A 23,554-nucleotide genomic window follows, 5' to 3' on the forward strand; every position below is an offset into this window, starting at 1 on the left:
AAGTAACTTAGCCAACTGGAGGATTCGATGACCGAGTACCTGACGCTCGACGAGGGCACCATCGCCTACGACGTGGTGGGCGACGGCCCGCTCGTCGTCCTGGCCCACGGCATGGGGGACAGCCGCCACTCCTACCGGTTCGTCGCGCCCGCTCTGGCCGCGGCGGGCTACCGGGTGGCCAGCGTCGACCTGCGTGGCTGCGGTGAGTCCAGCGTGGGCTGGACGGGATACAGCCGGACCGACATCGCCGGCGACCTGGTGGCCCTGGTCCGCCACCTCGGCGGTCCGGCCGTGCTCGTCGGCCACTCGATCAGCGGCGGGGCCGTGACCATCGCGGCCGCGACCGCGCCCGACCTGGTCACCGGCGTGGTCGAGCTGGGATCGTTCACCCGCAAGCAGTCGGTCGACCTCGGGGGGCTGCTGCGGCTGCGGCGGTACCGCGTCGGGATGACCCGACTGGCGTTGGTCGGCGTCCTGGGCCGGGTCTCGAGCTGGTCGGCGTACCTCGACCTGGCCATCCCGGCCAAGCCGGCGGACTGGGACGCCGAGCTGGCCCGGATCGTGGCCTCGCTCGGTGAGCCGGGCCGGATGAGCGCCCTCCAGCGGATGGGTCGGTCGGCCCCCGGCGACGCCGGGGCCCAGCTGCCGCACGTCGGCTGCCCGGTCCTGGTCGTCGTCGGCAGTGCCGACCCCGACTGGGCCGATCCGGTCGCCGAGGGCCGCAGCATCGTCGCCGACCTGGCCACGGGCCTCGGCGAGCTGGCCGTCATCGACGGAGCCGGCCACTACCTGCACACCGAGACGCCCGACCAGGTGGTCGCGCTGGCGCTGCCGTTCCTCGCCCGGACGGCGACGCGTGCCTAGGGCGGGCCTCAGCCCGCAGGTGGTGACCGAGGTGGGCGCCGGCCTCGCCGACGAGCTGGGCTACCCCCAGCTCAGCATGGGGGTGGTGGCGGACCGGCTGGGGGTCAAGACGCCTTCGCTCTACAAGCACGTCGACGGGCTGGCCGACCTAGCCCACCGGATCGCCGTGCTGGCCACGACCGAGCTCGGCGACGCCGTCCGCGACGCCACCCAGGGCCGGGCCGGCACCGACGCCCTGCAGGCCGCCGCCGAGGCCATGCGTCGGTGGGTCCTGGACCACCCCGGCCGCTACGCCGCGACGCTCGGGGCTCGACCGACCGGCCCGGACGACCCTCTGGTCGCCGCGACCGACCGGTCGCTCGGCACGTTCGCCGCCGTGCTGCGCGGCTACCAGCTGCCTCCAGGTGACCAGGTCCACGCCCTGCGGATGCTGCGGAGTGCGCTGCACGGGTTCGTCACCCTGGAGGCGGCCGGCGGGTTCCAGTACGACACCGACGTCACGGCCAGCTTCGCCTGGCTGGTCAGCACCATCGACCAGGGTCTGCGCACCACGGCGACGCGTCCGGGTTCCTGACCGACTTGTCAGTACGTGGTTGTCCTCTGGGACAACTGGCGTCTGACAAGTCGGGTCGTGACGGCGCCCCGCGGGGCTTAGTTGTCGAAGAAGTCCCCGATGCCGCCGAACATGTCGCCGATGCCGCCCCCGATGTCGCCGAGGCCGTCGCCGATCCCGCCCATCATGTCGCCGACGCCTTCACCCAGACCGCCGAGACCTTCGCCGATGCCGCCGAAGATGGGGCCCATGCCCCCGAAGAGGAAGCTGCCGATCAGCATGCCGGAGAGCATGTCGCTGCCGCTCCAGCGGCTGTAGTAGCCCTGGGCCCATGGGGCGTAGGCCGGGCCGCCCTCCCAGTAGGGGACGCGCTGGGCGCCGACCTGAACGGTGCGGATGTAGGGGTCGGCACCGGCGAGGACGCGTTCGGCGTCGGCTGGGCAGGCGGGGACGGAACGGAGGGCACCCCCCGGCGGAGCCCACTCGACGTCGGAGGAGCTCGGCCCGTGGGCCGGGTTGAAGAAGCAGGGCGGACGCTTGGCCGGGAGCGGCCGGTTGCCGACCCGGGCCTTGACGCAGGCGATCGCGTAGCGACCGTCCTCGAGAATCGAGGTAACGTGCTTGATCTCCGCGGGCTGGCGGACGGCGTCCAACGAGGTCTTGGCGTCCTCGTACGCGTCCAGGGCGCGTTGGTAGTCCTGCTGCATCGGCTCGTCCAACGGGTGGCCGGCGACGTCGACGTCCAGCCGTTGCAGCTCCTCGCCGAACTTGGTGACGTCCTCGTCGGCCGCCCGACGTGAGGTGCTCAGCTGCGACTCGAGCTCGGCACGCTCCTGGGCCTGCTGCTCGGCGATCGCCCGTCGCCGGTAGAGAGCAGCCCCACCCCCGACCAGAAGCACGATCACCAGCAAGACGACGAATTCAGCCATGACTTGCAGTGTCCCCCCGTGGCGAGCCCGATCGTGGCGTGCGCGACTCTTCTTACCGACTTTTCACGCCTCGCCCAGGCCGGCCGAAGGCCCCCCGGTCAGCCCTCGACGATGTCGCACAGGGTCGAGCCGCTGGTCACGGTCGCGCCGACCTCGGCGGTCAGGTGGGTCACGGTGCCGGCCCGGTGAGCGGTCAACGGCTGCTCCATCTTCATCGCCTCAAGGACGACCACGAGATCGCCGGCCGCAACGACGTCGCCCTCGGCGACCGCAACCTTGACGATGGTGCCCTGCATCGGCGAGGTCAGCGCGTCCCCGGAGGGAGCCGCGGCGGCCGCCGCGCCGCCGCCTCGACGGGCCGGCTTCCTGGCGGCCCGGGCCGGCCCCGCTGCGGCGCTGGACGCGCCCAGTCCGGCGGGCAGCGAGACCTGCAGCCGGTGGCCGTTCACCTCGACGACGACGCTGGCGCGCTCCTCCGGCTCGGCCACCTCGGCCGGGCCCTCGTAGGGGGCGATGGTGCCGGCGAACTCGGTCTCGATCCACCGGGTGTGCACGGCGAAGGCGCCGTCGGCGGCGGTGAAGGCCGGGTCGTCGAGCACGGCCAGGTGGAACGGCACCACGGTCGGCATCCCGTCGACCACCAGCTCGGCCAGGGCGCGCCGCGACCGGGCCAGCGCCTGCTCGCGGTCGGCTCCGGTGACGATGATCTTGGCCACCAGGGAGTCGAACGCGCCGGGCACGGTCATCCCCGCGAGGTATCCCTCGTCGACCCGGACGCCCGGCCCGGTCGGGGGCCGCCAGGCGGTCAGGGTGCCCGGTGCCGGCATGAAGTTCCGGCCGGCGTCCTCGGCGTTGATGCGGAACTCGATCGAGTGCCGGCCGGCCACCGGGTCGCCGTAGCCGAGCTCCTCGCCGTCGGCGATCCGGAACATCTCGCGGACCAGGTCGAGCCCGGTCACCTCCTCCGACACCGGGTGCTCGACCTGCAGCCGGGTGTTGACCTCGAGGAAGGAGATGGTGCCGTCCTGGCCCACCAGGAACTCACATGTCCCGGCGCCGACGTAGCCGGCCTCGGACAGGATCGCCTTGGAGGCGGTGTAGAGCCGCTCGACCTGGTCGTCGGTGAGGAACGGGGCCGGAGCCTCCTCGACCAGCTTCTGGTGCCGTCGCTGCAGCGAGCAGTCGCGGGTGGAGACGACCACCACGTTGCCGTGGCGGTCAGCCAGGCACTGGGTCTCGACGTGCCGGGGCTTGTCCAGGTAGCGCTCGACGAAGCACTCGCCGCGGCCGAAGGCCGTGACGGCCTCGCGGACCGCGGACTCGTACAGCTCGGGGATCTCGGCCAGCTCGCGAGCCACCTTGAGGCCACGTCCGCCGCCGCCGAACGCGGCCTTGATGGCGATGGGCAGGCCGAACTCCTCGGCGAAGGCCACCACCTCCGACGCGTCGGCGACCGGGTCAGAGGTGCCCGGGACCAGCGGAGCCCCTACCCGCTCGGCGATGTGACGGGCCTGGACCTTGTCGCCCAGCGCCTCGATGGCGGTCGGCGGCGGGCCGATCCAGACCAGACCGGCGTCGGTCACCGCCGTCGCGAAGGCGGCGTTCTCGGCCAGGAACCCATAGCCGGGGTGGACGGCGTCGGCCCCGGTCCGGGCGGCGACGTCCAGGATCTTGGCCACGTCGAGGTAGGTCTCGGCCGGGGTCGCCCCACCGAGGGCGTACGCCTCGTCGGCCAGCGTGGCGAAGAGGCTGTCCCGGTCGGCGTCGGCGTAGACCGCCACGCTGCCCAGGCCCGCGTCCTGGGCGGCCCGGATCACCCGGACAGCGATCTCCCCCCGGTTCGCGACCAGCACCTTGCGAATCCCCACGTGTCCTCCTCGACCTCTGCGTACGCGCACACCCGGCGCAGCACCCGCTGACTCTAGTGGTCACCTCGGAAGCGCACCCGGTCACCCGGCCGCAGCTGCGCGGCGCGGTCGCAGGACCGCTCGTCCACCACGGCGACGACGGGATAGCCGCCGGTCACGGGGTGGTCGGCCAGGAAGACCAGCGGCTGGCCGGACGCCGGCACCTGCACCGCGCCCCGGACCAGGCCTTCCGAGGGCAGCTCGTCGGTGACCCGTCGGGTGAGCGCTGGCCCCTCGAGCCGGACGGCGACCCGGTCGAGCTCGGGCCGTACGGTCCAGGTGCGGGCCAGCAGCAGTCCCCAGGCCGCGTCGTCGAACCAGTCGAGGCGCGGACCGGGCCGCAGCCGGAGGGCCTGGTCGCTGGGCCGGGGCGGTGCGAGGTCGGTGTCGGGCAACGGCCGGCTGGACGCGCCCGTCCGCAGCTCGTCGCCCGCCTGCAGCGGGTCCGGTCCCAGCCCGGAGAGCACGTCGCGGGCGCTGCTGCCCAGGGTGGCGGGCGCGGCGATCCCGCCCCGGACGGCGAGGTAGCTCCGCAGTCCCGAGGAGGGGGTGTCGATGCTCAGCCGGCTGCCCGGGCGCAGCGTCAGCGTGCAGTGGGAGCAGGTGGGCCGGCCGTCGACCCGGACCGTCGTGAGCGCGCCGGTGACCGCGACCACGACGAGGGTGCTCGCCCGGACGGCGAGCCCACCGAGGACGACCTCGACCGTCACCGCCTCCTCGGGGTTGCCGACGAGCCGGTTCGCGAGCCGGTGGGAGCCGACGTCCGCGGCGCCGGAGGGCGGGACGCCGAGGTGGGCGTGGCCGGGCCGGCCGAGGTCCTGCAGCAGGGCCAGCGGTCCGGTCGCCTCGACGGTGAGCGTCACCTCAGAGTGCTTCGAACCGGAGGCGGAGGCCGGGCTGCAGCAGCGCCGGCGGGTCCCGGTCGAGGTCCCAGAGGGCGAGCTCGGTCCGACCGATGAGCTGCCAACCGCCCGGCCCGGACCGGGGGTAGATCGCAGACCAGTCGTCGGCGAGGGCGACCGCCCCGGCCGGAACCCGCGTCCGGGGCGTCTGCCGGCGGGGGACCCGGAGCCGGTCGTCCTCGCCCCGCAGGTAGCCGAAGCCGGGGGCGAACCCGCAGAAGCCGACCGTCCACAGCTGGCCCGTGTGCGCCTGCACCACCTCGTCGGGGCTGAGGCCGGTGAGCTCGGCGACCTCGGCCAGGTCGTCGCCGTCGTACCGGACGGGGACGGCGACCGGCGGCCGGTCGTCGGCCTCCGGCGGGGACCCGGGCAGGGTCAGCAGCTGCTCGCGCTGCCCCCCGGTCAGCGGCGCGGCCAGCCGCAGCAGCAGCGTCCGCGCCCCGGGGACGACCTCGACGACCGGTTCGAGCTGCTCGCGGACCGGGCCGACCAGGCTGAGGGCCTCGGCGAGGTCGTCGCACTCCAGCAGCACGGCGGACTCGCCGTAGTCGAGCAGTCGCCGGGTCATCGGTCCTCGCCGGTGGGGGAGCCGGCCACGAAGGGCGCGACGGCGATCCCGGCTGTCGTGAGGGCGTCGCGGACCGCCATGGCCATGGCCACGGCTCCGGGGGAGTCGCCGTGGGTGCACATCGACTCGGCCCGGCCGGCCTGCGCCGCGGCCACGGCGCGCTCCGCGGCCTCGTCGTGGTCGGTCACCATCGCGTCCGGCCGGCGGCGGTCCACCAGCCGACCTTCCGCGGTGTAGTTGCGGTCGATGAAGTACTCGGTCACCGCGCGCAGCCCGGAGTCGGCGGCGATCCGCAGCAGCGCCGAGCCGGGGAGCCCGAGGACCGGCAGGCCGGGGTCGTAGGCCAGGACGGCGGCCACGACCGCGGCCGCCTGGCCCTCGTGCTCGACCGCGGTGGTGTAGAGCGCGCCGTGTGGCTTGACGTAGCGGACCCGGCTGCCCGCGGCCCGGGCCAGGCCGTCGAGGGCGCCGATCTGGTAGAGCACGCCGGCGGCCAGGTCGTCCGGGTCGATGTCGAGGAAGCGGCGGCCGAAGCCGACCAGGTCGGGGTAGCTCACCTGGGCGCCGATCACCACCCCGTGGGTGGCGGCGTCGACGCAGGTCCGGCGCAGCGTCAGCGGGTCCCCGGCGTGGAAGCCGCACGCGACGTTGGCGCTGGTGATCAGGGGGAGCAGGGCCGCGTCGTCGCCCAGCGTCCAGCGGCCGAACGACTCGCCGAGGTCGGCGTTCAGGTCGATCTGTCGGCTGGCCGCAGCGACCGGGACGGGAGCCATGGGCCCATTCTTCACGCCGCTAGGTTGGGGTCGTGGCTGAGGTGGATCCGGTGACCCCGGACGAGAAGGACTGGACCTGGACGCTCACCCGCCGGTGCGAGGAGTGCGGGCTCGCGGCGGGCGAGACCGACCCGTTGACCGTGGGCCGGCGGGCCTGGGTGGCGGCGGAGGAATGGGTGCAGATCCTGCGCGAGCACCCGGCGGTCGAGGCCCGGCCCGCACCGGGCGTCTGGTCGCCGCTGGAGTATGCGAGCCACGTCCGTGACGTGTACCGGGTGATGGACGGGCGGCTGCAGCTGATGCTCACCGAGGACGACCCGGTCTTCGCGAACTGGGACCAGGACGAGACCGCCGTGCTGCAGCGCTACGCCGAGGCGGACCCCGACGTCGTCGGCGCCGAGCTGGAGGCGGCCGCGGCCACGATGCTCGGCCGCATCCAGTTGCTCACGGCCACCGACTTCCCGCGCACCGGACGCCGGTCGAACGGCTCGGACTTCACCGTGGCCACCCTGCTGCAGTACTTCCTGCACGACGTCGTCCACCACCTCTGGGACGTCACCGAGCAGCAGGACGGCGCGGCCTCGCTCGACTGGGCCTGACGGCCCCCACCGCAGCATCACCTGACCGAGGGAGAGACATGGGACTGCTCGACGACGGCGCCTGGCAGGGCAAGATCTGGACCGGCCGCTGGATCGACGGCGGCGGCGGGACCTACCCCGCCGTCGAGCCGGCGACGGGGGAGACCCTCGGCCAGGTGGGCCGGGCGACCCCGGTGGACGTGAGCGAGGCGGCCGCCCGGGCCGTCGAGGCGCAGCGGGCCTGGGCGGCGGCCCCGTACGAGGACCGGGCGCGGGTGCTGCGTCGTGCCGGGGAGCTGATCGAGGCGAACGCCGACGAGCTGACGGACTGGCTGGCGCGGGAGTCGGGGGCGATCCCACCCTTCGGCGGCTTCCAGGTGCACACCTCGGCCGCCGAGTGCTACGAGGCCTCGGCGCTGCCCAGCCACCCGTACGGCGAGCTGTTGCGCACCGGGGCGCCGCGGCTGTCCTTCGCCCGCCGGCTGCCGGTGGGGGTGGTCGGGGTCATCGCGCCCTTCAACGTGCCGACGATCCTGGCCATCCGTGCCGTCGCGCCGGCTCTCGCCCTGGGCAACGCCGTCCTGCTCAAGCCTGACCCCCGGACCGCGGTCTGCGGCGGCGCGTTCTTCGCCCGGGTGTTCGAGGAGGCCGGCCTGCCGGCCGGGCTGCTGCAGGTGCTGCCCGGCGGCGCCGACGTCGGCGAGGCGCTGGTCACCGAGCCGGCCGTCCGCGTGATCGCCTTCACCGGGTCGACCAGGGCGGGTCGGGCGGTGGGCGCCCTGGCCGGTCAGCACCTGAAGCGCGCGCACCTCGAGCTGGGTGGCAACTCGGCCCTGGTCGTGCTGCCTGACGTCGACGTGACGGCCGCTGCGTCGGTGGGCGCCTGGGGCACCTTCTCCCACTCGGGGCAGATCTGCATGGCCACGTCCCGGCACCTGGTGCACGCCTCGATCGCCGAGGAGTACACCGCGGTCCTCGCCGAGAAGGTCGCCGGGCTGCCGGTCGGCGACCCGTACCGGGAGCAGGTGGCGCTCGGACCCCTCATCGACCCCGGCCAGCGGGACCGGGTGCACGGTCTGGTCACCGCCAGCGTCGCGGCCGGGGCGACCGTGCGCACCGGGGCCACCTTCGAGGGGTTGTTCTACCGGCCGACGGTCCTCGGCGACGTGCCGGTCGACGCGCCGGCGTACGCGGAGGAGATCTTCGGGCCGGTAGCCCCGGTGACCGCGTTCTCCTCGCTGGAGGAGGTGGTGGGTCTGGCCTCGGGTACTGAGTACGGCCTCTCGCTGGGCATCCTGACCCGGGACGTCTACGCCGGTCTCGAGCTGGCCGGGCGGATCCCCGCCGGGCTGGTGCACATCAACGACCAGACCGTGAACGACGAGGCCGTGGCCCCGTTCGGCGGCGTCGGCTCCTCAGGCACCGGGTCGCGGCACGGCGGGGCGCAGGCGAACATCGAGGCCTTCACCGAGACCCAGTGGGTGACCCTGCGCGGTCAGCTCCCGACGTACCCGTTCTGATCGTGTCGTGGTGCTGAGCAGCGCGCGGGTGGTGGTCAGCGGACGCCGACGCAGTCGCCGCGGCTGACCACCCTGGCGGTGGTGGAGCTGCCCCGGAAGGCGAACCGGTAGCAGCCGTCCTGCGTGGCTCGGACCGAGGCCCTGACGGCGCCGCGGCTGCCGCTGGCGACGTCCTTGACGGTCCGGTACGAGCCGTCGGCGGTCCGGAACTGGAGCTCGACCGGCCGCCTCGCGTAGCCGGCGTAGCCCAGCGTCGACCAGTCCGCGCGGGTCAGACGGCCTCGCACGGTGAGGGTCCGCCCGGCCCGGACCGGTTCGGGGCTGGCAGAGCTGCTCAGCCGGGCCGCGCGGACGACCCGGAGCCGTGGTCCGCCGTCGGTGGTGGTGCTGTCCGAGGTCACCGAGACCGTCGACGTCCAGGCGCCGGCCTCGGCGTTGACGACCGCCCCCGGGTCGACCCGGATGCCCACGTCGTAGGTCGTGACGCCGTCGATGGTCTCCTGCTCGTCCAGCCGGAAGCCGCTCGCGGCGCCGGTCGCCGTCACGACCTCGGTGTCCACCTGCTCGACCGTGCAGCCGTTCTTCCGGACGCTGGCGGTGAAGACGAAGCCCGTCGGGCTCGCGGTGCCGACGACGAGCGTCGGCGGCGCGACCGTCGAGCTGACCAGCACCGGGGCCGTGCAGCCGTCAGCCCCGGCCGCGGCGGGCACGGGCGGCCGCAGCGGCACGGCCAGCAGGCCGAGGCAAGCCAGGGCGGCCAGTGAGCGACGCATCGGGGGGTGCGTCGTTCAGCGGACGTCGACGCAGTCCGCCTTGCTGGTCACCTTGCGGGTGGTGCTGCTGCCGGTGAAGACGAACCGGTAGCAGCCGTCGACGTCGGCGGTGACCGTCTTCTGCACCGCGCCCTTGCCGTGGCTGGTCACGGTGCTGACGAGGCCGTACGTCCCGCCGGTCGGCCGGAACTCCAGCTGCACCTTGCGCTTGGTGTAGCCGGCGTACTTGCGGGTCTCCCAGTTGGCCCGGGTGAGCTTGCCGGTGACCACGAGCCGGTGTCCGGCGGTCACGGGCTCCGGCTTGGCGTTCGTCGTGAGCTTGGCCGCTCGGACCACCCGGAACGCGTCCTTCGACGTGATCGCCCCGCCGCTCCAGCGGGTCACGGAGGTGGCGGTCCAGAGGCCGGCTTCGCTGTTCTTCAGCGCCGACGCCTTGAGCTCGATGGTGTAGGCGTAGGTGGTGACGCCGTCGCTGACACTGACGACCTGCATCGTGAGGTTCTTGGCGGTGTTCTTCGGCGAGCGCACGGTCACCTTGACGCTGCTGAGGCTGCAGCCGTTCTTGGCCACGTCGGTGTAGATGTCGAAGCTCTTGACCTTGGAGGTGCCGACGATCACGTTGGTCGGCGACACCTCGGTGCCCAGCACCTCCGGTGCCGTACAAGTGGCGGCGGAGGCAGGGCCGGCGACGGCCACGAGCGGGGCGGCGACAAGGGCCGTTGCCGCGACCAGGGCGGCGAGATGGGTGCGCATGAGCGGACACGCTAGCCACGAATCAGTGTGGCCGCCAAGAAAACCGCTGGTCAGAGAGGGAAGCGAGCGCTGCGATGACGTCATGGCGGATGGATCCCGGTGCACCGCCCCTCGGACGCCGAGCTGGTCGGGTACCTGACCCTCGACGAGCGCGGCGCAACCCCGGTCACCCTGGTCGGCTACCCGCTGGCCGGCCCGTTGGAGCACGCCGACGCCGAAGAGCTGCTGCGTGCCCGAGGTCTGGCCGTGCTGGCCGAGCCCTGGTGGCTCGACACCGAGAGCGGAGGTTTCCGGGTGCAGATCATGTCGGCGTGGGCGGACTCGGTGACGGTGGCGCGGGCCGACCACGGCCTGGTGTCGCCCGACGCCGAGCACCGCGAGCTGCCCGTGCCGGCGGCGGGTCTGCGGCCCTACGTCCGCTGAGCCGGGCTCGGCCGGCGCCCGGCCTCGCCAGCGTGAACGATCGTGACGGGTAGTCGCGTCAAGATCGTTCACGCTGAGGTGAGAGGGCCGCTTCTCAGCCGACGACGTCGAGAGCTGGATCGGTCAGCAGGGCCATCACGTCACCGAGGCTGACGCCCATCTCCTTGAGCGGCCTGATCCCGTCGAGGGGCAGCAGGGGGTCGACTCGCACGCTCGCGACCTCGCCATCGGGCTGCTGGTAGTCGAGGACGAAAGACCCGTCATCGTGGCGGCCGAGGTTCACCTGGTGACCGGACAGGTCGGTCGCGTGGCAGAAGCGCTTCCAGTCCGGGCCGCTGCAGAAGCCGGCAGGGTCGCGGGCTTCCGCCGGTGTGCCCGGAACCATGCGCGTCACGGCCACTTCCACCATTCCCTCGCCGGGGTCGCCGGAAACGGTCCAGGGCAGCTGCTGCCCCACCTGCAGGGTCGCCCGGCTCTCGCCGGTGACGAGGTCGTGGTCGTACGGGACGAGGTGGTCCCCCTTCGGGTCGAGGTGCAGCCGGACCAGGTTGTAGGTGTGCCTGGTGGTGGCCGAGAACGGAGTGTCCGAGCTCTGGTCCAGGGAGTGCCCATGGCGGTCGAGGTAGCCCTTCGCCTTCGTATACCGCAGGGTCGGGACGGTGTCGGACTGACCCAGCGGCAGCCGCCCGTGCGCCGGCTGCAGCGTGACCGACTGGTTCGGCGCGGGAGGAGGGCTGGGCCAGGCGCACGCCGCAGCCGGGTCGCAGGCCGGGTTGGCTCCCGGGGGCCCCGCTGCGTCGGCGGTCGGACTCTCGGCAGGAACAGCGACCTGCGGTGGACCTCCCGGCAGGGCAAGGGTGAACATGACGGCGATGGCGGCAGCCAGTGCGGTGAGGGCGCTGGAGGCGGCCACGACGCCTCGGCGACGCCGTTGACGGCCTCGACTCAGATCACCTCCGGAATCCGGAGGCGTCGGCTCGCCGCGGAAGCACTCGTCGAAGTCGGCCGAGCCAAGTCGCTCGGGTTCGGTCGCGGTCATGGCGTCACACTCTCTCGGTGGTGGTCAGGAGGTCGGCCAGGCGCTCGACCGCCCGCGAGCAGTGGCTCTTCACGCTGCCGGTCGAGATGCCCAGGTCGGCGGCCACCTCGGCGACCGACAGGCCCCAGTAGTGGCGCAGCACGACGACCTGCCGCTGCCGGGCCGGCAGCCGCCCCAGCGCTTCGAGCAGGGTGCGGCGTTCGATGCCGTCCTCGGCCGGGGTGCTCGTCGACAGGTCGACGAGGCCGGCACCGACCACGACCTCGCGTCGCCACGGTCGACGCCACTCATCGACCGTGGTCCGCGCGAGGATCCGCCGGACGTAAGCGTCCGGGCCGCGCTGCCGCTGCACCCGAGGCCAGGCGACGTAGAGCTTGGCCAGCGCGATCTGGGTGACGTCCTCGGCCTGGTCCCACGACCCGCACAGCAGGTACGCCGTTCGGACCAGGCGACGGCGGGAAGCCACCACGTACGCGGTGAAGGCCTCGTCCCGCTCGCTCATGCCCTTGCTACGGGCGCCGCGGCCGATCGGTTGTCACACGTCCGGGAGTGGCTCAGATGGGCAGTCGGCGGAAGAGCGGACGGGGCACGTGCCGCAGGCCCGACATCACCGCCCGCATCGCGTTCGGCACCCAGATCAACTCCTTGCCGCCGGCGACCGCGCCGACGACCGCGTCGGCCACGTCGTCCGGTGAGACCGCGAGGGGGGCCGCGTCCAGGCCTTCGGTCATCTTCGAGTGGACGAAGCCGGGCCGGACCACCAGCACCCTGATCCCGTGCTCGCGCAGCGCCTCGCCGAGGCCGAGGAAGAAGCCGTCGAAGCCGGCCTTGGTCGAGCCGTAGACGAAGTTCGAGCGGCGGACGCGCTCGCCGGCGACGCTGGAGAGGGCGACGATCCGCCCGTGCGCCTGGGCGCGCATCCGGTTGGCGAGCAGCACGCCGAGGTGGACCGGGGCGGCGAAGTTGACCTCGGCCAGCTCGAGTGCGAGCTCGGGATCGACCCAGTCGGTCTCCGGGTCACCCAGCAGGCCGAACGCCAGGACGGCCAGGTCGACGTCTCCGTCGGTGAAGGCGGCCTCGACGGTGCCGGCGTGGGAGCCGGCGTCGCGGGCGTCCAGGTCGATCTCGGTCACCGCGCAGCCCAGGCCGGTCAGCTCGGCAGCGGCGGCGCTGCGGCGCTCGCTCGGCCGGGCGGCCAGCAGCACCCGCAGCCCGCTCCGGGCGTAGCGGCGGGCGATGGCCAGGGCGATGTCGGACGTCCCGCCCAGCAGGAGCAGGGACTGGGGGGCGCCTACGGCGTTGATCACAGGGTGGTCCTTACCAGAGGGGCAGCAGGGCTAGAGGTGCAGGCGGCGGGCGAGGTCGGAGTTGAACAGCCCGGCCGGGTCGACCTCGTGCCGGACGCTGAGGAAGTCGTCCAGGCGCGGGTACATCGCCCGGAACGCGTCAGCGCTGAGCCGGGAGTCCTTGGCCAGGTAGACCCGGCCGCCGGCGCCGATGACCTCCTGGTCCAGGGCGTCGCACAGGGTGTCCAGACCGCGCTCGATGGGCAGGTCGACGGTCAGGGTCCAGCCGGGCATCGGGAAGGAGAGCGGCGAGGGGTTGCCGGGCCCGAAGCGCTTGAGCACGTTCAGGCAGGAGAGGTGGCCCGAGGTCACGATCATCTCGAAGCCGCGACGGAACGTCTCGCCCTCGCTGAACGGCACCACGAACTGGTACTGCAGGAAGCCGTGCGGGCCGTAGACCCGGTTCCACTCGGCGACGATGTCGAGGGGGTGGAAGAACGAGGTGATGTTCTGCAGCTCCCCCACCCGGTGGGCCGGCGCCTTGCGGTACCAGAACTCGCTGAACGCCTTCGCGGTGACGACGTTGACCATCCGGTTCGGGAAGACCTCGGGGATCGTCCCGAACGAGGGGGCCACGAACTTGAGCGGGTCGCGGCGCAGCTTGGGCGTCAGGTCGGCCAGCGTCGCCTTGTCGCCGCGCGTCAGCACCGCGCGGCCCATGTGCCTGCCCCGGGTGACGGCGTCGAACCAGGCGACGGAGTAGGTGTAGTCGTCGTCGCCCTGGCTCATCGTCGCCATCAGGTCGTCGATGTCGGAGCACCGGTCGGTGTCCACGGCGAAGTAGGCGGTCTCGGTCCGCTGCACGGCCACGGTGGCCCCGAGGATGGCACCGGTCAGCCCCATGCCGCCGATCGTGGCCCAGAACAGCCGGCCGCCCTCGTTGGCCCCGGGCTCGCCTCCTGGGGTGAGTGTGCGCACCTCACCGTCGGCGGTGAGCAGGTCGACGGAGACGACGTGGTTGCCGAAGCTGCCCTGGGTGTGGTGGTTCTTGCCGTGCACGTCGGCGGCGATGGCCCCGCCGACGGTGACCTGACGGGTGCCGGGCAGGACGGGGACCCACAACCCGAACGGCAGCAGGGTCCGCATCAGCGCGTCCAGGCTGACCCCGGCCTGGACGGTGACCGTGGCGGGCTCGGCCGCTGCGTCCACGGAGAGGATCCGGTTGAGCTTGGTCAGGTCCAGGGTCATGCCGCCGGCGTTCTGCGCGGCGTCGCCATAGCTGCGGCCGAGCCCGCGCGGCGTGACCCCGCGAGCGCCGTCGGAGCTGCGGAGCGCCGACACGGCGTCGGCGATCGAGTCGACCGAGGCCAGGTGGGACATCGAGGACGCCGTCCGGCCCCAGCCGTGCAGCTCGACCAGCCGCTGGGGGATCATCGGCTGCGCCTCGGGCATCGACGGGAGGATGGCCGGCACGCCGTCGTCGACGCCCTCCGCCGGGAAGTCGCTCACTTGGACACGCCCAGAACGATGGTCACGAGCCACACCAGTCCGATCACTTGGAGCACGTGGTCGTGCAGCACGACCTCTTCGGGTTCACCGGCGTTGCCGGTGTCGACCTCCAACGCGTACTGCAGCAGCCCGAGGGTGAACGGCGCGATGGAGATGGCCGTCCAGGGTAGCCCGCCGACGCCCGCGCCCCGGTTCTCGAACGCCCACAGGCTGTAGGAGATGAGCACCATCACCGCGGCCAGCATCCAGGCGAAGCGCAGGTAGGACTCGGAGTAGCGCAGGAGGCTGCGGCGGGTGCCGGCGTCGGCGCCGACCGACTTCAGCTCGGAGTACCGCTTGCCCGCCACCATGAAGAAGGAGCCGAACGCGGCCACCAGCAGGAACCACTGGCTCAGCGGGATCTGGGTCGCGACGCCGCCGGCGATGGCGCGGAGCAGGAAGCCGCTGGCCACCATGGCGAGGTCGACCACCGGCAGGTGCTTGAGGAACGCCGAGTAGAGCACCTGCAGCACCAGATAGACCGTCAGCGTCAGCCCGAGCGAGCCCGAGACCCAGAAGCCGAGGCCGAAGCCGAGGACGCCGGTCAGCGCGGCCAGCAGCAGGGCCGCCGCCGGGCTGATCTCGCCGGCCGCGATGGGCCGGAACCGCTTCCGCGGGTGCAGCCGGTCCTCCTCGACGTCACGGACGTCGTTGATGAGGTAGACCGTGGCGCTGACCAGGCAGAACGCGACGAACGCGAGCACCCCGTGCCAGATCACGCCGCGCTCGGTGAGCCGGCCCGCGGCCAGCGGGGCGGTGAAGACCAGCACGTTCTTCACCCACTGGCGGGGCCGCACGGCGCGGACGGCCGCCGGGACCCGGCTGGGTCGGAGCGCGACTTCGCGCGTGTCGGTGGTCACGAGGCTCAAGGCTATCCGGGTCCGCGCCGTTCCCCGTTCTGACGGTCCGCCTGACTACGGTGGAGCCCGTGCGGCGTCCAGGGCTCGGCAGGTTGGCCGCGGCCCTGCTGGTCCTCGTCCTGGCCGGCTGCTCGGCCCCGGCGGCGGCGCCGACCGTGACGCCACCGGCCGTCGGCTCCGCGGCCGTCCGGCTGCCCGGCGACGGCGTGCTGCTCCGCGACTTCGGGTACCAGTTCGGGCCGCTGGACTCGTTCTCGCTGCCGCGGACGTCGGTGGTTTCGGCCGCCGTCGACCAGGCGGACAACGTCACCCTGGTGCTCTCGGCACCCGCGCCCGCGGACGTGGTGGGCTACCTCCGCCGGGCCCTGCCGGACGCCGGCTTCACCATCACCGCCGGGGGCTCGGCAGCGTCTGGCACCACGCTGACCTTCACCGGGAACGGCTGGGCCGGCAGTGTCACCGGTTCGACGACCGAGACGGGTGTCCTGCTGCGTCCGCGTTGAGGGGCGGAACGCGCGACTCGACCTCGGTCACGACCGCCGCCAGCCCGCGCAGGTCGCGCTCACTCATCCCCGCGTAGGCCGGCAGGTAGACCACGCTGGCCATCGCCGTCCAGGTGCGCCGGCAGTGCTCGTCCAGCGCGACCAGGGTGGACGAGCCGCGGGTGAGGTCGAAGCCGGCCGCGCGGCCGGCGGTCACCAGGGTGTCGGGGTCACGGGAGACCACGGGGAACAGCCAGTAGGTGTGGCCGGCCGCCTGGCCGCCGAGCTGGACCACGTCCGGGCCGAGCGCGCCCGCCAGCACGTGACCGGCCCGCCGGCGTGCCGCGACCCGGGCGGGGTCGTAGCCCCGGATCCGGCGGACCATCATCGCCAGCAGCGCGCAGCTCGGCCGGCGGCGGATCGACTCGAGCAGGTCCTCGTCGGGGTAGCCGCGGCTGAGAGTCCGGACCACGCCGTCGTAGTCCCCGGTCAGCCGGTCGGCGAGGCGGGCGAAGGTGCCGAAGGCGAACGGGTGGCCGATGACGAGCATCAGGGCCCCCTTGGCCAGCTTCGCGGCGTAGGCCGTCGAGGTCTGGACGGGCCAGTCGTGCCGCTGCCGGCTCCGCATCCGCTCGCGGAGCCGTCGGTCCCGGACCAGCAGCACGCCGCCGCCGAGGCAGCTGGCGGTCTTGATCGTGCCGAAGCTGAACAGGGCGACGTCGGCGAGGGGCCCGAGGTCGCGGTCGAGCCCGTCGAAGCACTCGGCGCGGTCCTCGACCAGCAGCAGGCCGGCGCCACGGGCCACCGCCGCGACCTCGGTGAGGTCGGGCCGGGCGCCGAACAGCTGGGCGACGACCAGGGCCCGCGTCCGCGGCGTGCAGGCCGCCCGCACCTCGGCCGGGTCCAGCGTCACGGTGGCCGGGTCGACGTCCACGGCCACCGGCACGTAGCCGTGGGCCCGGACGAGCGTCGCCAGGTGCGGGATGGTCAGGGCCGACAGCAGCACCTCCGAGCCGGCCGGCCAGTCGACCGTGGCCAGCAGCAGGTCGAAACCGCTGCGCGCGGACAGACAGGCGACGACGCTGTCGGCCGGCGTCCAGAGCTGGTCGAGGGCCGCCAGGCTGTCCTCGCGGGACGGCGGCAGCGCGCAGCGGAACAGCCCGTACGCGAGGTCGCCGAGCCCGAGGTCCAGCCTCTTGCGGGCGAAGCGCAGCACTGCGCTCATGGTTCTCCGAGCCGTGGTGGGGGACGGGTTCCTCAGTGTGGGCGATCACGGCGCAGCGCGCAGCAGTTCCGCGCAGCGCGCCCGCAAGCCCCGCGCCGACCGAAGTGTTCGGATGCGGCTGAGAGGATGGGGCCCATGGCCGTCATCCAGCACCTGGACCGTTACCGGGTGATCGGTGAGACCTTGGCGCGCCACGGGCTCGGTGTCCTGCTCGGCGCGTCCGGGATCGAGCGCTACATCCCGTTCCACCGCCAGCTGGCCCGCTACACCCACCGCTCGGAGAGCTACTCGACCGCCCAGCACGTCCGCTTGGCGCTGGAGGAGCTGGGGCCGACCTTCGTCAAGCTGGGTCAGCTGCTCTCCACCCGGCCCGAGCTGCTGCCGCCGGCCTACATCAGCGAGCTGGCCCTGCTGCAGGACTCGCTGTCGCCGGTGCCCGAACGCGTCATCCGCGAGGTGCTGGAGAGCGAGCTCGGCGGCACGCTGGAGGCGTTGTTCGAGGCCTTCGACCTGACCCCGCTGGCCAGCGCCTCGATCGGCCAGGCGCACGCCGCGACCCTGCTGGACGGCACCGATGTGGTGGTGAAGGTCCGCCGACCCGGCGCGCTCGAGCAGATCGAGGTGGACCTCGAGATCCTCAAGAACCTGGCCCAGCAGGCCGACCGGCGGTGGCTCGAGGCCGCCGACTACGACCTGCCGGGGCTGGCCGAGGAGTTCGCCCGCACGCTGCGCAACGAGCTGGACTACCTGGCCGAGGGTCGCAACGCCGAGCGGTTCGCCGAGAACTTCGCCGACGACTCGGGCGTCCGGATCCCGCGGGTCTTCTGGGAGACGACGACCTCGCGGGTGCTGACCATCGAGCGGCTGAGCGGCTACAAGGTCAACGACCTCGAGGCCCTGGACGCGGCGGGCATCGACCGACCAGCACTGGCGGCGCACGCCACCCAGGTGGTCGCGCAGATGATCTTCGACGACGGGTTCTTCCACGCCGACCCGCACCCGGGCAACATGTTCATCGAGCCGGACGGCCGGATCGGCCTGATCGACTTCGGCATGGTCGGGGTGGTCGACGCCGAGCTGCGGGAACGGCTCGGCCTGCTGCTGGTGGCGCTGGCCCGCAAGGACCCGCACCGGATCGCCGCCGCCCTGGCCAAGCTGTCGACCAGCAACAAGCCGGTGAACCTGAAAGAGCTGAGCTCCGACCTGGTGCCGGTGGTCGCGCTCTACGACGGGCTGCCGCTGGCCGAGATCTCGGTCGGGAAGATGATCCGCGAGCTGCTGTCGGTGCTGCGCCGCCGCCACCTGCAGCTGCCGCGCGAGTTCTCCCTGGTGCTCAAGATGGTGATCATGACCGAGGGGATGGGGGTCTCCCTTGACCCCGACTTCCAGCTGGAGGAGGTGCTCGGTCCGTACGCGCAGCGGCTGGTGGTCAACCGCTACTCCCTCGCCTCACTCCGCCGGCACCTGACCGACGCCGGCGTCGACGCCTTCGAGATCGCCACCCAGCTGCCGATCCAGCTGCGCCGGCTGCAGGTGATGCTGGACGAGGGCGGTCCTGAGGTGCACCTGCGCACCGCGGAGCTGGACCCGCTGGTGGACCGGCTGGACGTCATCTCCAAGCGCGTGGTCTTCGGTGTGGTGGGCGCCGCCGTCGTCCGCGGGGTGGTCGACCTGGCCGCCGCCGACCCCGACCGCCGGCGAGCCTGGCAGCTGCCCCTGGCCGGGGCCGGGGTAGGCACGGCGGGGACCATCGCGGTGTTCCTGGGCTGGTCGACGCTGCGCCGCAAGCAGCCGCTGCAGGCTCCGCGGATCCGTAGTCGCCGCGGCTGACCGAATGCCGGAGGATCGGGTAGTGAAGTGCCGCGTACTCGCGGCAGATCACTACTCGATGTGGCGGGCTGGCGGGCTCAGACCAGGGCGCCGGCGAGCAGCTGGAGCGTCCTCTCGCGGGCGGGGGAGTGATCGGCGGGGTCGGACGCCGACGAGCCGGCGACGGGGTTCACCATCACCTCGTCGACGCCGAAGTGGTCGGCGAGCTCGGTGATCTCGGCCAGGGCGGACTTTGGGGTGCCGACCACCCAGCGGCTGCGCATCTGGGCGGCCAGGCCCGCGTGCGCCTCGGCGAGGACGGTGCGCTCGGCCTCCTCGACGCTCAGCTGGGCCTGCAGGTCGCCGCCGGTGCGCAGCGCGACCATGGCCAGCAGCTGGGGCCGGACGAGGCGTTCGGCTTCCTGCTGGGTCTCGGCCACGACGGCGTTGACGGTCAGGAAGGTCTTCGGCTCACTCAGCTGGTCCGACGGGCGGAAGCCCGAGCGGTAGAGGTCGAGCACGTCGCGGGTGCCCTCGCCGGCGAAGTGGTGGGCGAAGACGTACGGCAGGCCCTTGGCGGCGGCGAGCCGGGCGGAGTAGTCCGACGAGCCGAGCAGCCAGACCTCGGGGACGCCGGCGGCCTTCGGGGTGGCGCGCAGGGGATAGGTGCGGCCCTGGACCTGGAGGCCGACGCCCTCGGGCTCGAGCATGGCCAAGACGTTGTCCACCACCTCGTCGAAGCGGTTGGCGTCGGCGGTCTCCGGCCCGTTGTGCCGGAGCGCGTAGCTGGTGACCGGGTCGCTGCCGGGCGCGCGGCCGATGCCGAGGTCGATCCGGTCGGGGTAGGCGGCCTCGAGCAGCGCGAACTGCTCGGCGATGACCAGGGGTGCGTGGTTGGGAAGCATGACTCCCCCGGATCCGACGCGGATCCGCGACGTCGCGCCGGCCAGCAGGGCGATCAGCACGGGCGGGTTGGTGGAGGCGACCGCCGCCATGTTGTGGTGCTCGGCCACCCAGTAGCGGTGCATGCCGCTCGCCTCGGCCGCCTGGGCCAGGCGGACCGTTGCCCGGAGCGCCTCGCCGGTGGTCTGGCCCGACCGGACCGGGATCAGGTCCAGGACGGAGAGCCGCAGCGGGCGCTCGGGGGTCGTGCGGCTGTCCGGTCGGTTCTGCAGCGTGGTCACGTCCAGGACAACCGGTCGGTCGGGAGGGCTATTCCTCCCGACCGACCGGCTGCTGGTCGTCGTCGGTGACCGGCGAGCGGTGGCCCGTGGGTCAGCGGGGCAGGCCGTCGCCGCGGTAGCGGTCGTCGGCGTCGCGGACATCGTCGGTCACCGAGCCGACCTCGGCCGGGATGACCGGTTCCGTCGCCAGCGGGTCGACCACCGCGCCCGGCGTCTCGGTCGCGTCGAATGCCGTGTCGACCGGCTGGGCCTCCAGCGGCATGCTGACGGGGTTGCTGGCGAGTCCGGTCGCTTCCTCGTCGACGGAGGGCTCGATCGAGGGGATGTCGAGTGCCACAGTCTCGTCGTCCTTCCTGGCCGCGGCCGCGGCGGCGACGGCGGCGATCCCGGCGGCGGCAGCTGCGGCGGCACCGACGCCGGCGGCGACGGCCTTCCCGCTGACCCCGGCGTGCCCATCGTCGCCGCGGGAGGCGTCCGCGTGCTCGACACCCGGGGTACCGACGTGCTGGTCGGCCGCGACGGTGCCGCGCCAGGCTCCCGTGGGGTACCCCTCGGCCTCGATGAAGGCCTTGAACCGCTCGAGGTCGCCCTCGGCCTGGTTCTCGACGACGTTGAGCTTGTCGCCGACCTTCTCCACCAGGCCCTCGGGCTCGTACTCCAGGAACAGGTTGACCCGGGTGCGGCCACCGAGGTCCTCGAAGGTGACCGACCCGGCGTTCGTGGCGCCCTCGGTGGCCGCCCAGGCGACCTTGCGGTCGGGGACCTGCTCCAGGACCTTGGCCTCCCACTGGCGCTTGATGCCGGCGATCTCGGCCACCCAGAGCATCCGGTCGTCGCCGAGCTGGGTGATGCTGGTGACGCCGTTCATGAACTGGGGGAAGTCCGCGAACTGGGTCCACTGGTTGTAGACCGTGCTCACCGGCAGGTTGACCTCGATGGACGTGTCGACGGTGGTCGTCATGAGTGTCCTTCCTTCGTTGGTGGATATCTCGCCTGTGCCTTACCCGCGGACGTCGACCTGACGCGGCTCGCTCTCCCGGGCCGGGGCAGGATGGAGGTGACCGCCGAGGAGAGGAGAGTCGTGCCCAAGACCACGAAGTCCGGCAAGGTGATCGCCGACGAGCTGCCGAGCACGCTGCAGCGCTCCGACGAGAAGGCCCAGGCCACCTACGCCAAGACCCACGACTCCGCCCTGGGGAGCTACGACGGCGACGAGCGCGCCGCGAACCAGGTTGCCTTCGCCGCCCTGAAGCACACCCACGAGAAGGTCGGCGACCACTGGGAGCCGAAGGACAGCTACGGACCTTCTGACGCCCAGGCGGCAGGGAACCGTGACACCAACCGTGAGACGGCGGGCGGGGTGGACGCCAACGCCTCCAAGAAGCACCTCTACGAGCTGGCCACCCGGCTGGAGATCAGCGGCCGGTCGCGGATGACCAAGGACGAGCTCGTGAACGCCCTGCAGAAGGCCAATGACCGGGCCTCGGCCCGGGCGCGCCAGAAGTCGCAGGGCTGATGGCGCCGTCCCACGGCCGCCGGTTCGACCTCGTCCTGGTCGGGGCGACCGGCTTCGTCGGCCGGCTGACCGCCCAGCACCTGGCCCGCTACGCGCCTCGCGATCTGCGCGTGGCCCTGGCCGGTCGTTCTCGGGAGCGACTGACCGCCCTGCAGTCCGAGCTCGGCGGCACGGCCGGGTCCTGGCCGTTGCTGGTCGTGGACGTGACCGACGAGGCTGCGGCCGCCGACCTCGCCGCCAGCACCCGGGTGGTGGTCACCACCGTCGGGCCGTACCTGCGCTACGGGATGGCGCTGGTGAGCGCGTGTGCGGACGCCGGCACCGCGTACGCCGACCTGACCGGGGAGACGCTCTTCGTCCGCCGGACGGTCGATGCCCTGCACGAGCGGGCGGTGGCGAGCGGGGCCCGGATCGTGCACGCGTGCGGGTTCGACTCCGTCCCGTCCGACCTCGGCGTGGGGCTGACCGCGATCCGGGCTGAGGCGGACAGCGCGGGCACGCTGACCGACACGGTGCTGCACGTCCGTTCGGCACGGGGCGGGATCAGCGGCGGCACGATCGACTCGCTGCGACAGCAGCTGGTGGAGACCAGCGGAGATTCGCAGGCGCGGGCGCTGGTGGGACGGGCGGACGCCCTGGTCGACCGCCCGTCCGGCACCCGGACCCGGGCTCCGGGACGGGTCCGCCCGGTGGAGCGGGACTCCTCGGGCGGATGGCAGGCGCCGTTCGTGATGGGGGTGTTCAACCGTCAGATCGTGCTGCGCAGCGACGCACTCGCCGGCCGGCGCTACGGCATCGGCTTCCGCTATCGCGAGGTCGTCGACACCGGGTCCGGGCCGCGCGGCGTCCTGGGCGCAACGGCGCTGTCGCTCGGGACCGTGGCGTTCGTCGCCGCCATGGGCTTCGGGCCGGCGCGGGCGCTGCTGGACCGCGTGCTGCCCGACCCCGGATCCGGGCCGAGTGAGACCGCGCTGGCGCGTGGCCGGTTCCGCGTCGAGGTGGTGGCGGGGACCTCCAGCGGAGCTCGCTACCAGACGGTGGTCGGCGCGGACCTCGACCCGGGCTACTACGGCACGGCGGTGATGCTGGGCGAGTCCGGGCTCAGCCTCGCCTTGGACGACCTGCCCACCCGCGGCGGCGTGCTCACCCCGATGACGGCCATGGGGGACGCCCTCGCCGCGCGGCTGCGGGCGCATGAGTTCACCGTCTCGACGGACCGTATCTGAGCTTCGAGCGCTATCGGGTAGACATCCGCCGGGTACTCGCGGCGCAGGGCTACCCCAAGAGGTGCCGAGTCGCCCGGTAGGCGATAGTCATTGGCCTCGCGGCCACGTCGGCGAGGATGATCGACCCGTGTCCACGCCCGACGCCAGCACGCCCGACTCCTATCCGAGTACGCCGCGCACCACCGCGACGCGCAGCCGCGAGCGGATGACCTACGACCGCGAGCTGGTGCACGCCGTGCTCGACGAGGGGCTGCTCTGCCACGTCGGCTTCGTCGTGGACGACGCCCCGGTGGTGCTGCCGCAGCTGCACGTCCGGGTCGGCGAGGTGCTGTACCTGCACGGGTCCACCGGTGCGCGGGCGCTGCGGACGGCGGCCAGGGACGGCCTGCCCGTCTGCGTGACCGTGACGCTCGTCGACGGCGTGGTGCTGGCGCGCTCGGCCTTCCACCACTCGATCAACTACCGCTCGGTCGTCGTGCAGGGCCGCGCCGAGCTGGTCAGCGACCCTGCCGAGAAGTCTGCGGCCCTGACCGCCCTGGTCGACGGCGTGGTCGCGGGCCGCTCGGCCGGCGTCCGCGGACCCTCGGTCAAGGAGCTCGCCGCCACCGCGGTGCTGCGGCTGCCACTGGTCGAGGTCTCGGCGAAGGTGCGTCGCGGCGACCCGAAGGACGACGAGGAGGACCTCGACGCGCCGTACTGGGCCGGGGTCGTCCCGCTCACGGTTCAGCCCGGTCCGCCTCAGCCCTCGGCGGACCTGACGCCTGGGCTGGCCGTCCCCGACCACGTCGCCACCTGGCGACCCGGCGCCTGACCTGTCGTGGCCCGACCGAGCCGGT

The 23,554-nt window shown here is 73.0% G+C and carries 25 protein-coding genes; 10 read left to right on the forward strand and 15 right to left on the reverse strand.

Translation table 11 applies throughout. The features are described 5' to 3' along the window. Positions 1-27: 27 nt before the first annotated feature. Together ACFE7W_RS05585 and ACFE7W_RS05590 are read left to right on the forward strand one after the other, a co-directional pair. Complete coding sequence (locus tag ACFE7W_RS05585; RefSeq protein ID WP_375423801.1) at positions 28-864, forward strand: alpha/beta fold hydrolase; 837 nt, start codon at positions 28-30, stop codon at positions 862-864. Between the two features lie 22 nt (positions 865-886). Next, positions 887-1,438 (forward strand): TetR-like C-terminal domain-containing protein, encoded by a 552-nt coding sequence (locus tag ACFE7W_RS05590; protein WP_375423802.1) that lies wholly within the window; start codon positions 887-889, stop codon positions 1,436-1,438. Between the two features lie 77 nt (positions 1,439-1,515). Here ACFE7W_RS05590 and ACFE7W_RS05595 read toward each other — a convergent pair whose 3' ends face one another. The 5 genes from ACFE7W_RS05595 to ACFE7W_RS05615 all read right to left on the reverse strand — a co-directional run bounded on the left by ACFE7W_RS05595 (position 1,516) and on the right by ACFE7W_RS05615 (position 6,496). After that, positions 1,516-2,346 (reverse strand): hypothetical protein, encoded by an 831-nt coding sequence (locus ACFE7W_RS05595; protein WP_375423803.1) that lies wholly within the window; start codon positions 2,344-2,346, stop codon positions 1,516-1,518. Positions 2,347-2,444: 98 nt separating this feature from the next. Next, positions 2,445-4,214 (reverse strand): acetyl/propionyl/methylcrotonyl-CoA carboxylase subunit alpha, encoded by a 1,770-nt coding sequence (locus tag ACFE7W_RS05600; RefSeq protein WP_375423804.1) that lies wholly within the window; start codon positions 4,212-4,214, stop codon positions 2,445-2,447. A 53-nt stretch (positions 4,215-4,267) separates the two neighbouring features. Further along, positions 4,268-5,116 carry a biotin-dependent carboxyltransferase family protein gene (locus ACFE7W_RS05605; protein ID WP_375423805.1) on the reverse strand — a complete coding sequence of 283 codons (849 nt, stop codon included), beginning with the start codon at positions 5,114-5,116 and terminating at the stop codon, positions 4,268-4,270. 1 nt (position 5,117) lies between these two features. Beyond that, positions 5,118-5,723 (reverse strand): allophanate hydrolase subunit 1, encoded by a 606-nt coding sequence (locus tag ACFE7W_RS05610; RefSeq protein ID WP_375423806.1) that lies wholly within the window; start codon positions 5,721-5,723, stop codon positions 5,118-5,120. Beyond that, positions 5,720-6,496, reverse strand: coding sequence for a LamB/YcsF family protein (locus tag ACFE7W_RS05615; RefSeq protein ID WP_375423807.1), 777 nt, complete (start codon positions 6,494-6,496; stop codon positions 5,720-5,722). Before ACFE7W_RS05615 ends, ACFE7W_RS05610 begins: the two co-directional genes overlap by 4 nt. 32 nt (positions 6,497-6,528) lie before the next feature. Between ACFE7W_RS05615 and ACFE7W_RS05620 the strand changes: the two genes are divergently transcribed. Together ACFE7W_RS05620 and ACFE7W_RS05625 are read left to right on the forward strand one after the other, a co-directional pair. Next, positions 6,529-7,095, forward strand: a complete 567-nt coding sequence (locus tag ACFE7W_RS05620; RefSeq protein WP_375423808.1) for a DinB family protein — start codon at positions 6,529-6,531, stop codon at positions 7,093-7,095. A gap of 38 nt (positions 7,096-7,133) precedes the next feature. Continuing rightward, positions 7,134-8,594: a benzaldehyde dehydrogenase gene (locus ACFE7W_RS05625; RefSeq protein ID WP_375423809.1), complete on the forward strand. Its 1,461-nt coding sequence runs from the start codon at positions 7,134-7,136 to the stop codon at positions 8,592-8,594. Between the two features lie 35 nt (positions 8,595-8,629). Here the strand turns inward: ACFE7W_RS05625 and ACFE7W_RS05630 are convergent, their stop codons facing one another. Both ACFE7W_RS05630 and ACFE7W_RS05635 read right to left on the reverse strand, forming a co-directional pair. Beyond that, the gene (locus tag ACFE7W_RS05630; RefSeq protein WP_375423810.1) at positions 8,630-9,367 is read right to left on the reverse strand and encodes a hypothetical protein; all 738 of its coding nucleotides are present in this window, start codon (positions 9,365-9,367) and stop codon (positions 8,630-8,632) included. A gap of 15 nt (positions 9,368-9,382) precedes the next feature. Further along, positions 9,383-10,120 carry a hypothetical protein gene (locus ACFE7W_RS05635; protein WP_375423811.1) on the reverse strand — a complete coding sequence of 246 codons (738 nt, stop codon included), beginning with the start codon at positions 10,118-10,120 and terminating at the stop codon, positions 9,383-9,385. A 99-nt stretch (positions 10,121-10,219) separates the two neighbouring features. Here ACFE7W_RS05635 and ACFE7W_RS05640 point away from each other — a divergent pair, with 99 nt between their 5' ends. Next, positions 10,220-10,543 (forward strand): hypothetical protein, encoded by a 324-nt coding sequence (locus tag ACFE7W_RS05640; protein WP_375423812.1) that lies wholly within the window; start codon positions 10,220-10,222, stop codon positions 10,541-10,543. A 94-nt stretch (positions 10,544-10,637) separates the two neighbouring features. On the opposite strand, the gene ACFE7W_RS05645 is transcribed toward ACFE7W_RS05640, so the two are convergent. The 5 genes from ACFE7W_RS05645 to ACFE7W_RS05665 form a co-directional block, all read right to left on the reverse strand. Next, a complete protein-coding gene (locus ACFE7W_RS05645) occupies positions 10,638-11,456 on the reverse strand; it encodes a hypothetical protein (RefSeq protein ID WP_375423813.1) in 819 nt (272 codons plus the stop codon). 130 nt (positions 11,457-11,586) lie between these two features. Next, positions 11,587-12,084, reverse strand: a complete 498-nt coding sequence (locus ACFE7W_RS05650) for a SigE family RNA polymerase sigma factor (RefSeq protein ID WP_375423814.1) — start codon at positions 12,082-12,084, stop codon at positions 11,587-11,589. A 52-nt stretch (positions 12,085-12,136) separates the two neighbouring features. Continuing rightward, the gene (locus ACFE7W_RS05655; protein ID WP_375423815.1) at positions 12,137-12,889 is read right to left on the reverse strand and encodes a decaprenylphospho-beta-D-erythro-pentofuranosid-2-ulose 2-reductase; all 753 of its coding nucleotides are present in this window, start codon (positions 12,887-12,889) and stop codon (positions 12,137-12,139) included. 30 nt (positions 12,890-12,919) lie between these two features. Continuing rightward, a complete protein-coding gene (locus tag ACFE7W_RS05660) occupies positions 12,920-14,377 on the reverse strand; it encodes an FAD-binding protein (protein ID WP_375423816.1) in 1,458 nt (485 codons plus the stop codon). Beyond that, positions 14,374-15,276, reverse strand: coding sequence for a decaprenyl-phosphate phosphoribosyltransferase (locus tag ACFE7W_RS05665; protein ID WP_375423817.1), 903 nt, complete (start codon positions 15,274-15,276; stop codon positions 14,374-14,376). Before ACFE7W_RS05665 ends, ACFE7W_RS05660 begins: the two co-directional genes overlap by 4 nt. A 68-nt stretch (positions 15,277-15,344) precedes the next feature. Here ACFE7W_RS05665 and ACFE7W_RS05670 point away from each other — a divergent pair, with 68 nt between their 5' ends. Next, positions 15,345-15,779, forward strand: coding sequence for a hypothetical protein (locus tag ACFE7W_RS05670; protein ID WP_375423818.1), 435 nt, complete (start codon positions 15,345-15,347; stop codon positions 15,777-15,779). Here ACFE7W_RS05670 and ACFE7W_RS05675 read toward each other — a convergent pair. After that, on the reverse strand, positions 15,733-16,983 hold the full coding sequence (locus tag ACFE7W_RS05675) for a DegT/DnrJ/EryC1/StrS family aminotransferase (RefSeq protein ID WP_375423819.1): 1,251 nt from the start codon (positions 16,981-16,983) through the stop codon (positions 15,733-15,735). The two genes, ACFE7W_RS05670 and ACFE7W_RS05675, sit on opposite strands and share 47 nt — an antisense overlap. 135 nt (positions 16,984-17,118) lie before the next feature. Here ACFE7W_RS05675 and ACFE7W_RS05680 point away from each other — a divergent pair, with 135 nt between their 5' ends. Further along, on the forward strand, positions 17,119-18,813 hold the full coding sequence (locus ACFE7W_RS05680; protein ID WP_375423820.1) for an ABC1 kinase family protein: 1,695 nt from the start codon (positions 17,119-17,121) through the stop codon (positions 18,811-18,813). Between the two features lie 77 nt (positions 18,814-18,890). On the opposite strand, the gene ACFE7W_RS05685 is transcribed toward ACFE7W_RS05680, so the two are convergent. Together ACFE7W_RS05685 and ACFE7W_RS05690 are read right to left on the reverse strand one after the other, a co-directional pair. Further along, positions 18,891-19,976, reverse strand: coding sequence for an LLM class flavin-dependent oxidoreductase (locus ACFE7W_RS05685; RefSeq protein ID WP_375423821.1), 1,086 nt, complete (start codon positions 19,974-19,976; stop codon positions 18,891-18,893). Between the two features lie 91 nt (positions 19,977-20,067). Continuing rightward, positions 20,068-20,937, reverse strand: coding sequence for an SRPBCC family protein (locus ACFE7W_RS05690; protein ID WP_375423822.1), 870 nt, complete (start codon positions 20,935-20,937; stop codon positions 20,068-20,070). A 120-nt stretch (positions 20,938-21,057) separates the two neighbouring features. On the opposite strand from ACFE7W_RS05690, the gene ACFE7W_RS05695 reads away from it, so the two are divergent. The 3 genes from ACFE7W_RS05695 (at position 21,058) to ACFE7W_RS05705 (ending at position 23,529) form a co-directional block, all read left to right on the forward strand. Further along, positions 21,058-21,492 (forward strand): ChaB family protein, encoded by a 435-nt coding sequence (locus tag ACFE7W_RS05695; RefSeq protein WP_375423823.1) that lies wholly within the window; start codon positions 21,058-21,060, stop codon positions 21,490-21,492. Beyond that, positions 21,492-22,718: a saccharopine dehydrogenase family protein gene (locus tag ACFE7W_RS05700; protein WP_375423824.1), complete on the forward strand. Its 1,227-nt coding sequence runs from the start codon at positions 21,492-21,494 to the stop codon at positions 22,716-22,718. The genes ACFE7W_RS05695 and ACFE7W_RS05700 overlap by 1 nt, the downstream gene beginning before the upstream one ends. A gap of 127 nt (positions 22,719-22,845) precedes the next feature. Then, on the forward strand, positions 22,846-23,529 hold the full coding sequence (locus ACFE7W_RS05705; protein ID WP_375423825.1) for a pyridoxamine 5'-phosphate oxidase family protein: 684 nt from the start codon (positions 22,846-22,848) through the stop codon (positions 23,527-23,529). Positions 23,530-23,554 lie beyond the last annotated feature (25 nt).

The sequence above is a fragment of the uncultured Friedmanniella sp. genome (genome assembly GCF_964244285.1).
Taxonomy (GTDB): Bacteria; Actinomycetota; Actinomycetes; order Propionibacteriales; family Propionibacteriaceae; genus Microlunatus.

Coding starts and splice junctions, on each gene's coding strand:
- ACFE7W_RS05630 (WP_375423810.1), bottom strand. CDS start 9,367: ATGCGTCGCTCACTGGCCGCCCTGGCTTGCCTCGGCCTGCTGGCCGTG.
- ACFE7W_RS05700 (WP_375423824.1), top strand. CDS start 21,492: ATGGCGCCGTCCCACGGCCGCCGGTTCGACCTCGTCCTGGTCGGGGCG.
- ACFE7W_RS05680 (WP_375423820.1), top strand. CDS start 17,119: ATGGCCGTCATCCAGCACCTGGACCGTTACCGGGTGATCGGTGAGACC.
- ACFE7W_RS05615 (WP_375423807.1), bottom strand. CDS start 6,496: ATGGCTCCCGTCCCGGTCGCTGCGGCCAGCCGACAGATCGACCTGAAC.
- ACFE7W_RS05625 (WP_375423809.1), top strand. CDS start 7,134: ATGGGACTGCTCGACGACGGCGCCTGGCAGGGCAAGATCTGGACCGGC.
- ACFE7W_RS05650 (WP_375423814.1), bottom strand. CDS start 12,084: ATGAGCGAGCGGGACGAGGCCTTCACCGCGTACGTGGTGGCTTCCCGC.
- ACFE7W_RS05690 (WP_375423822.1), bottom strand. CDS start 20,937: ATGACGACCACCGTCGACACGTCCATCGAGGTCAACCTGCCGGTGAGC.
- ACFE7W_RS05585 (WP_375423801.1), top strand. CDS start 28: ATGACCGAGTACCTGACGCTCGACGAGGGCACCATCGCCTACGACGTG.
- ACFE7W_RS05675 (WP_375423819.1), bottom strand. CDS start 16,983: ATGAGCGCAGTGCTGCGCTTCGCCCGCAAGAGGCTGGACCTCGGGCTC.
- ACFE7W_RS05595 (WP_375423803.1), bottom strand. CDS start 2,346: ATGGCTGAATTCGTCGTCTTGCTGGTGATCGTGCTTCTGGTCGGGGGT.
- ACFE7W_RS05610 (WP_375423806.1), bottom strand. CDS start 5,723: ATGACCCGGCGACTGCTCGACTACGGCGAGTCCGCCGTGCTGCTGGAG.
- ACFE7W_RS05635 (WP_375423811.1), bottom strand. CDS start 10,120: ATGCGCACCCATCTCGCCGCCCTGGTCGCGGCAACGGCCCTTGTCGCC.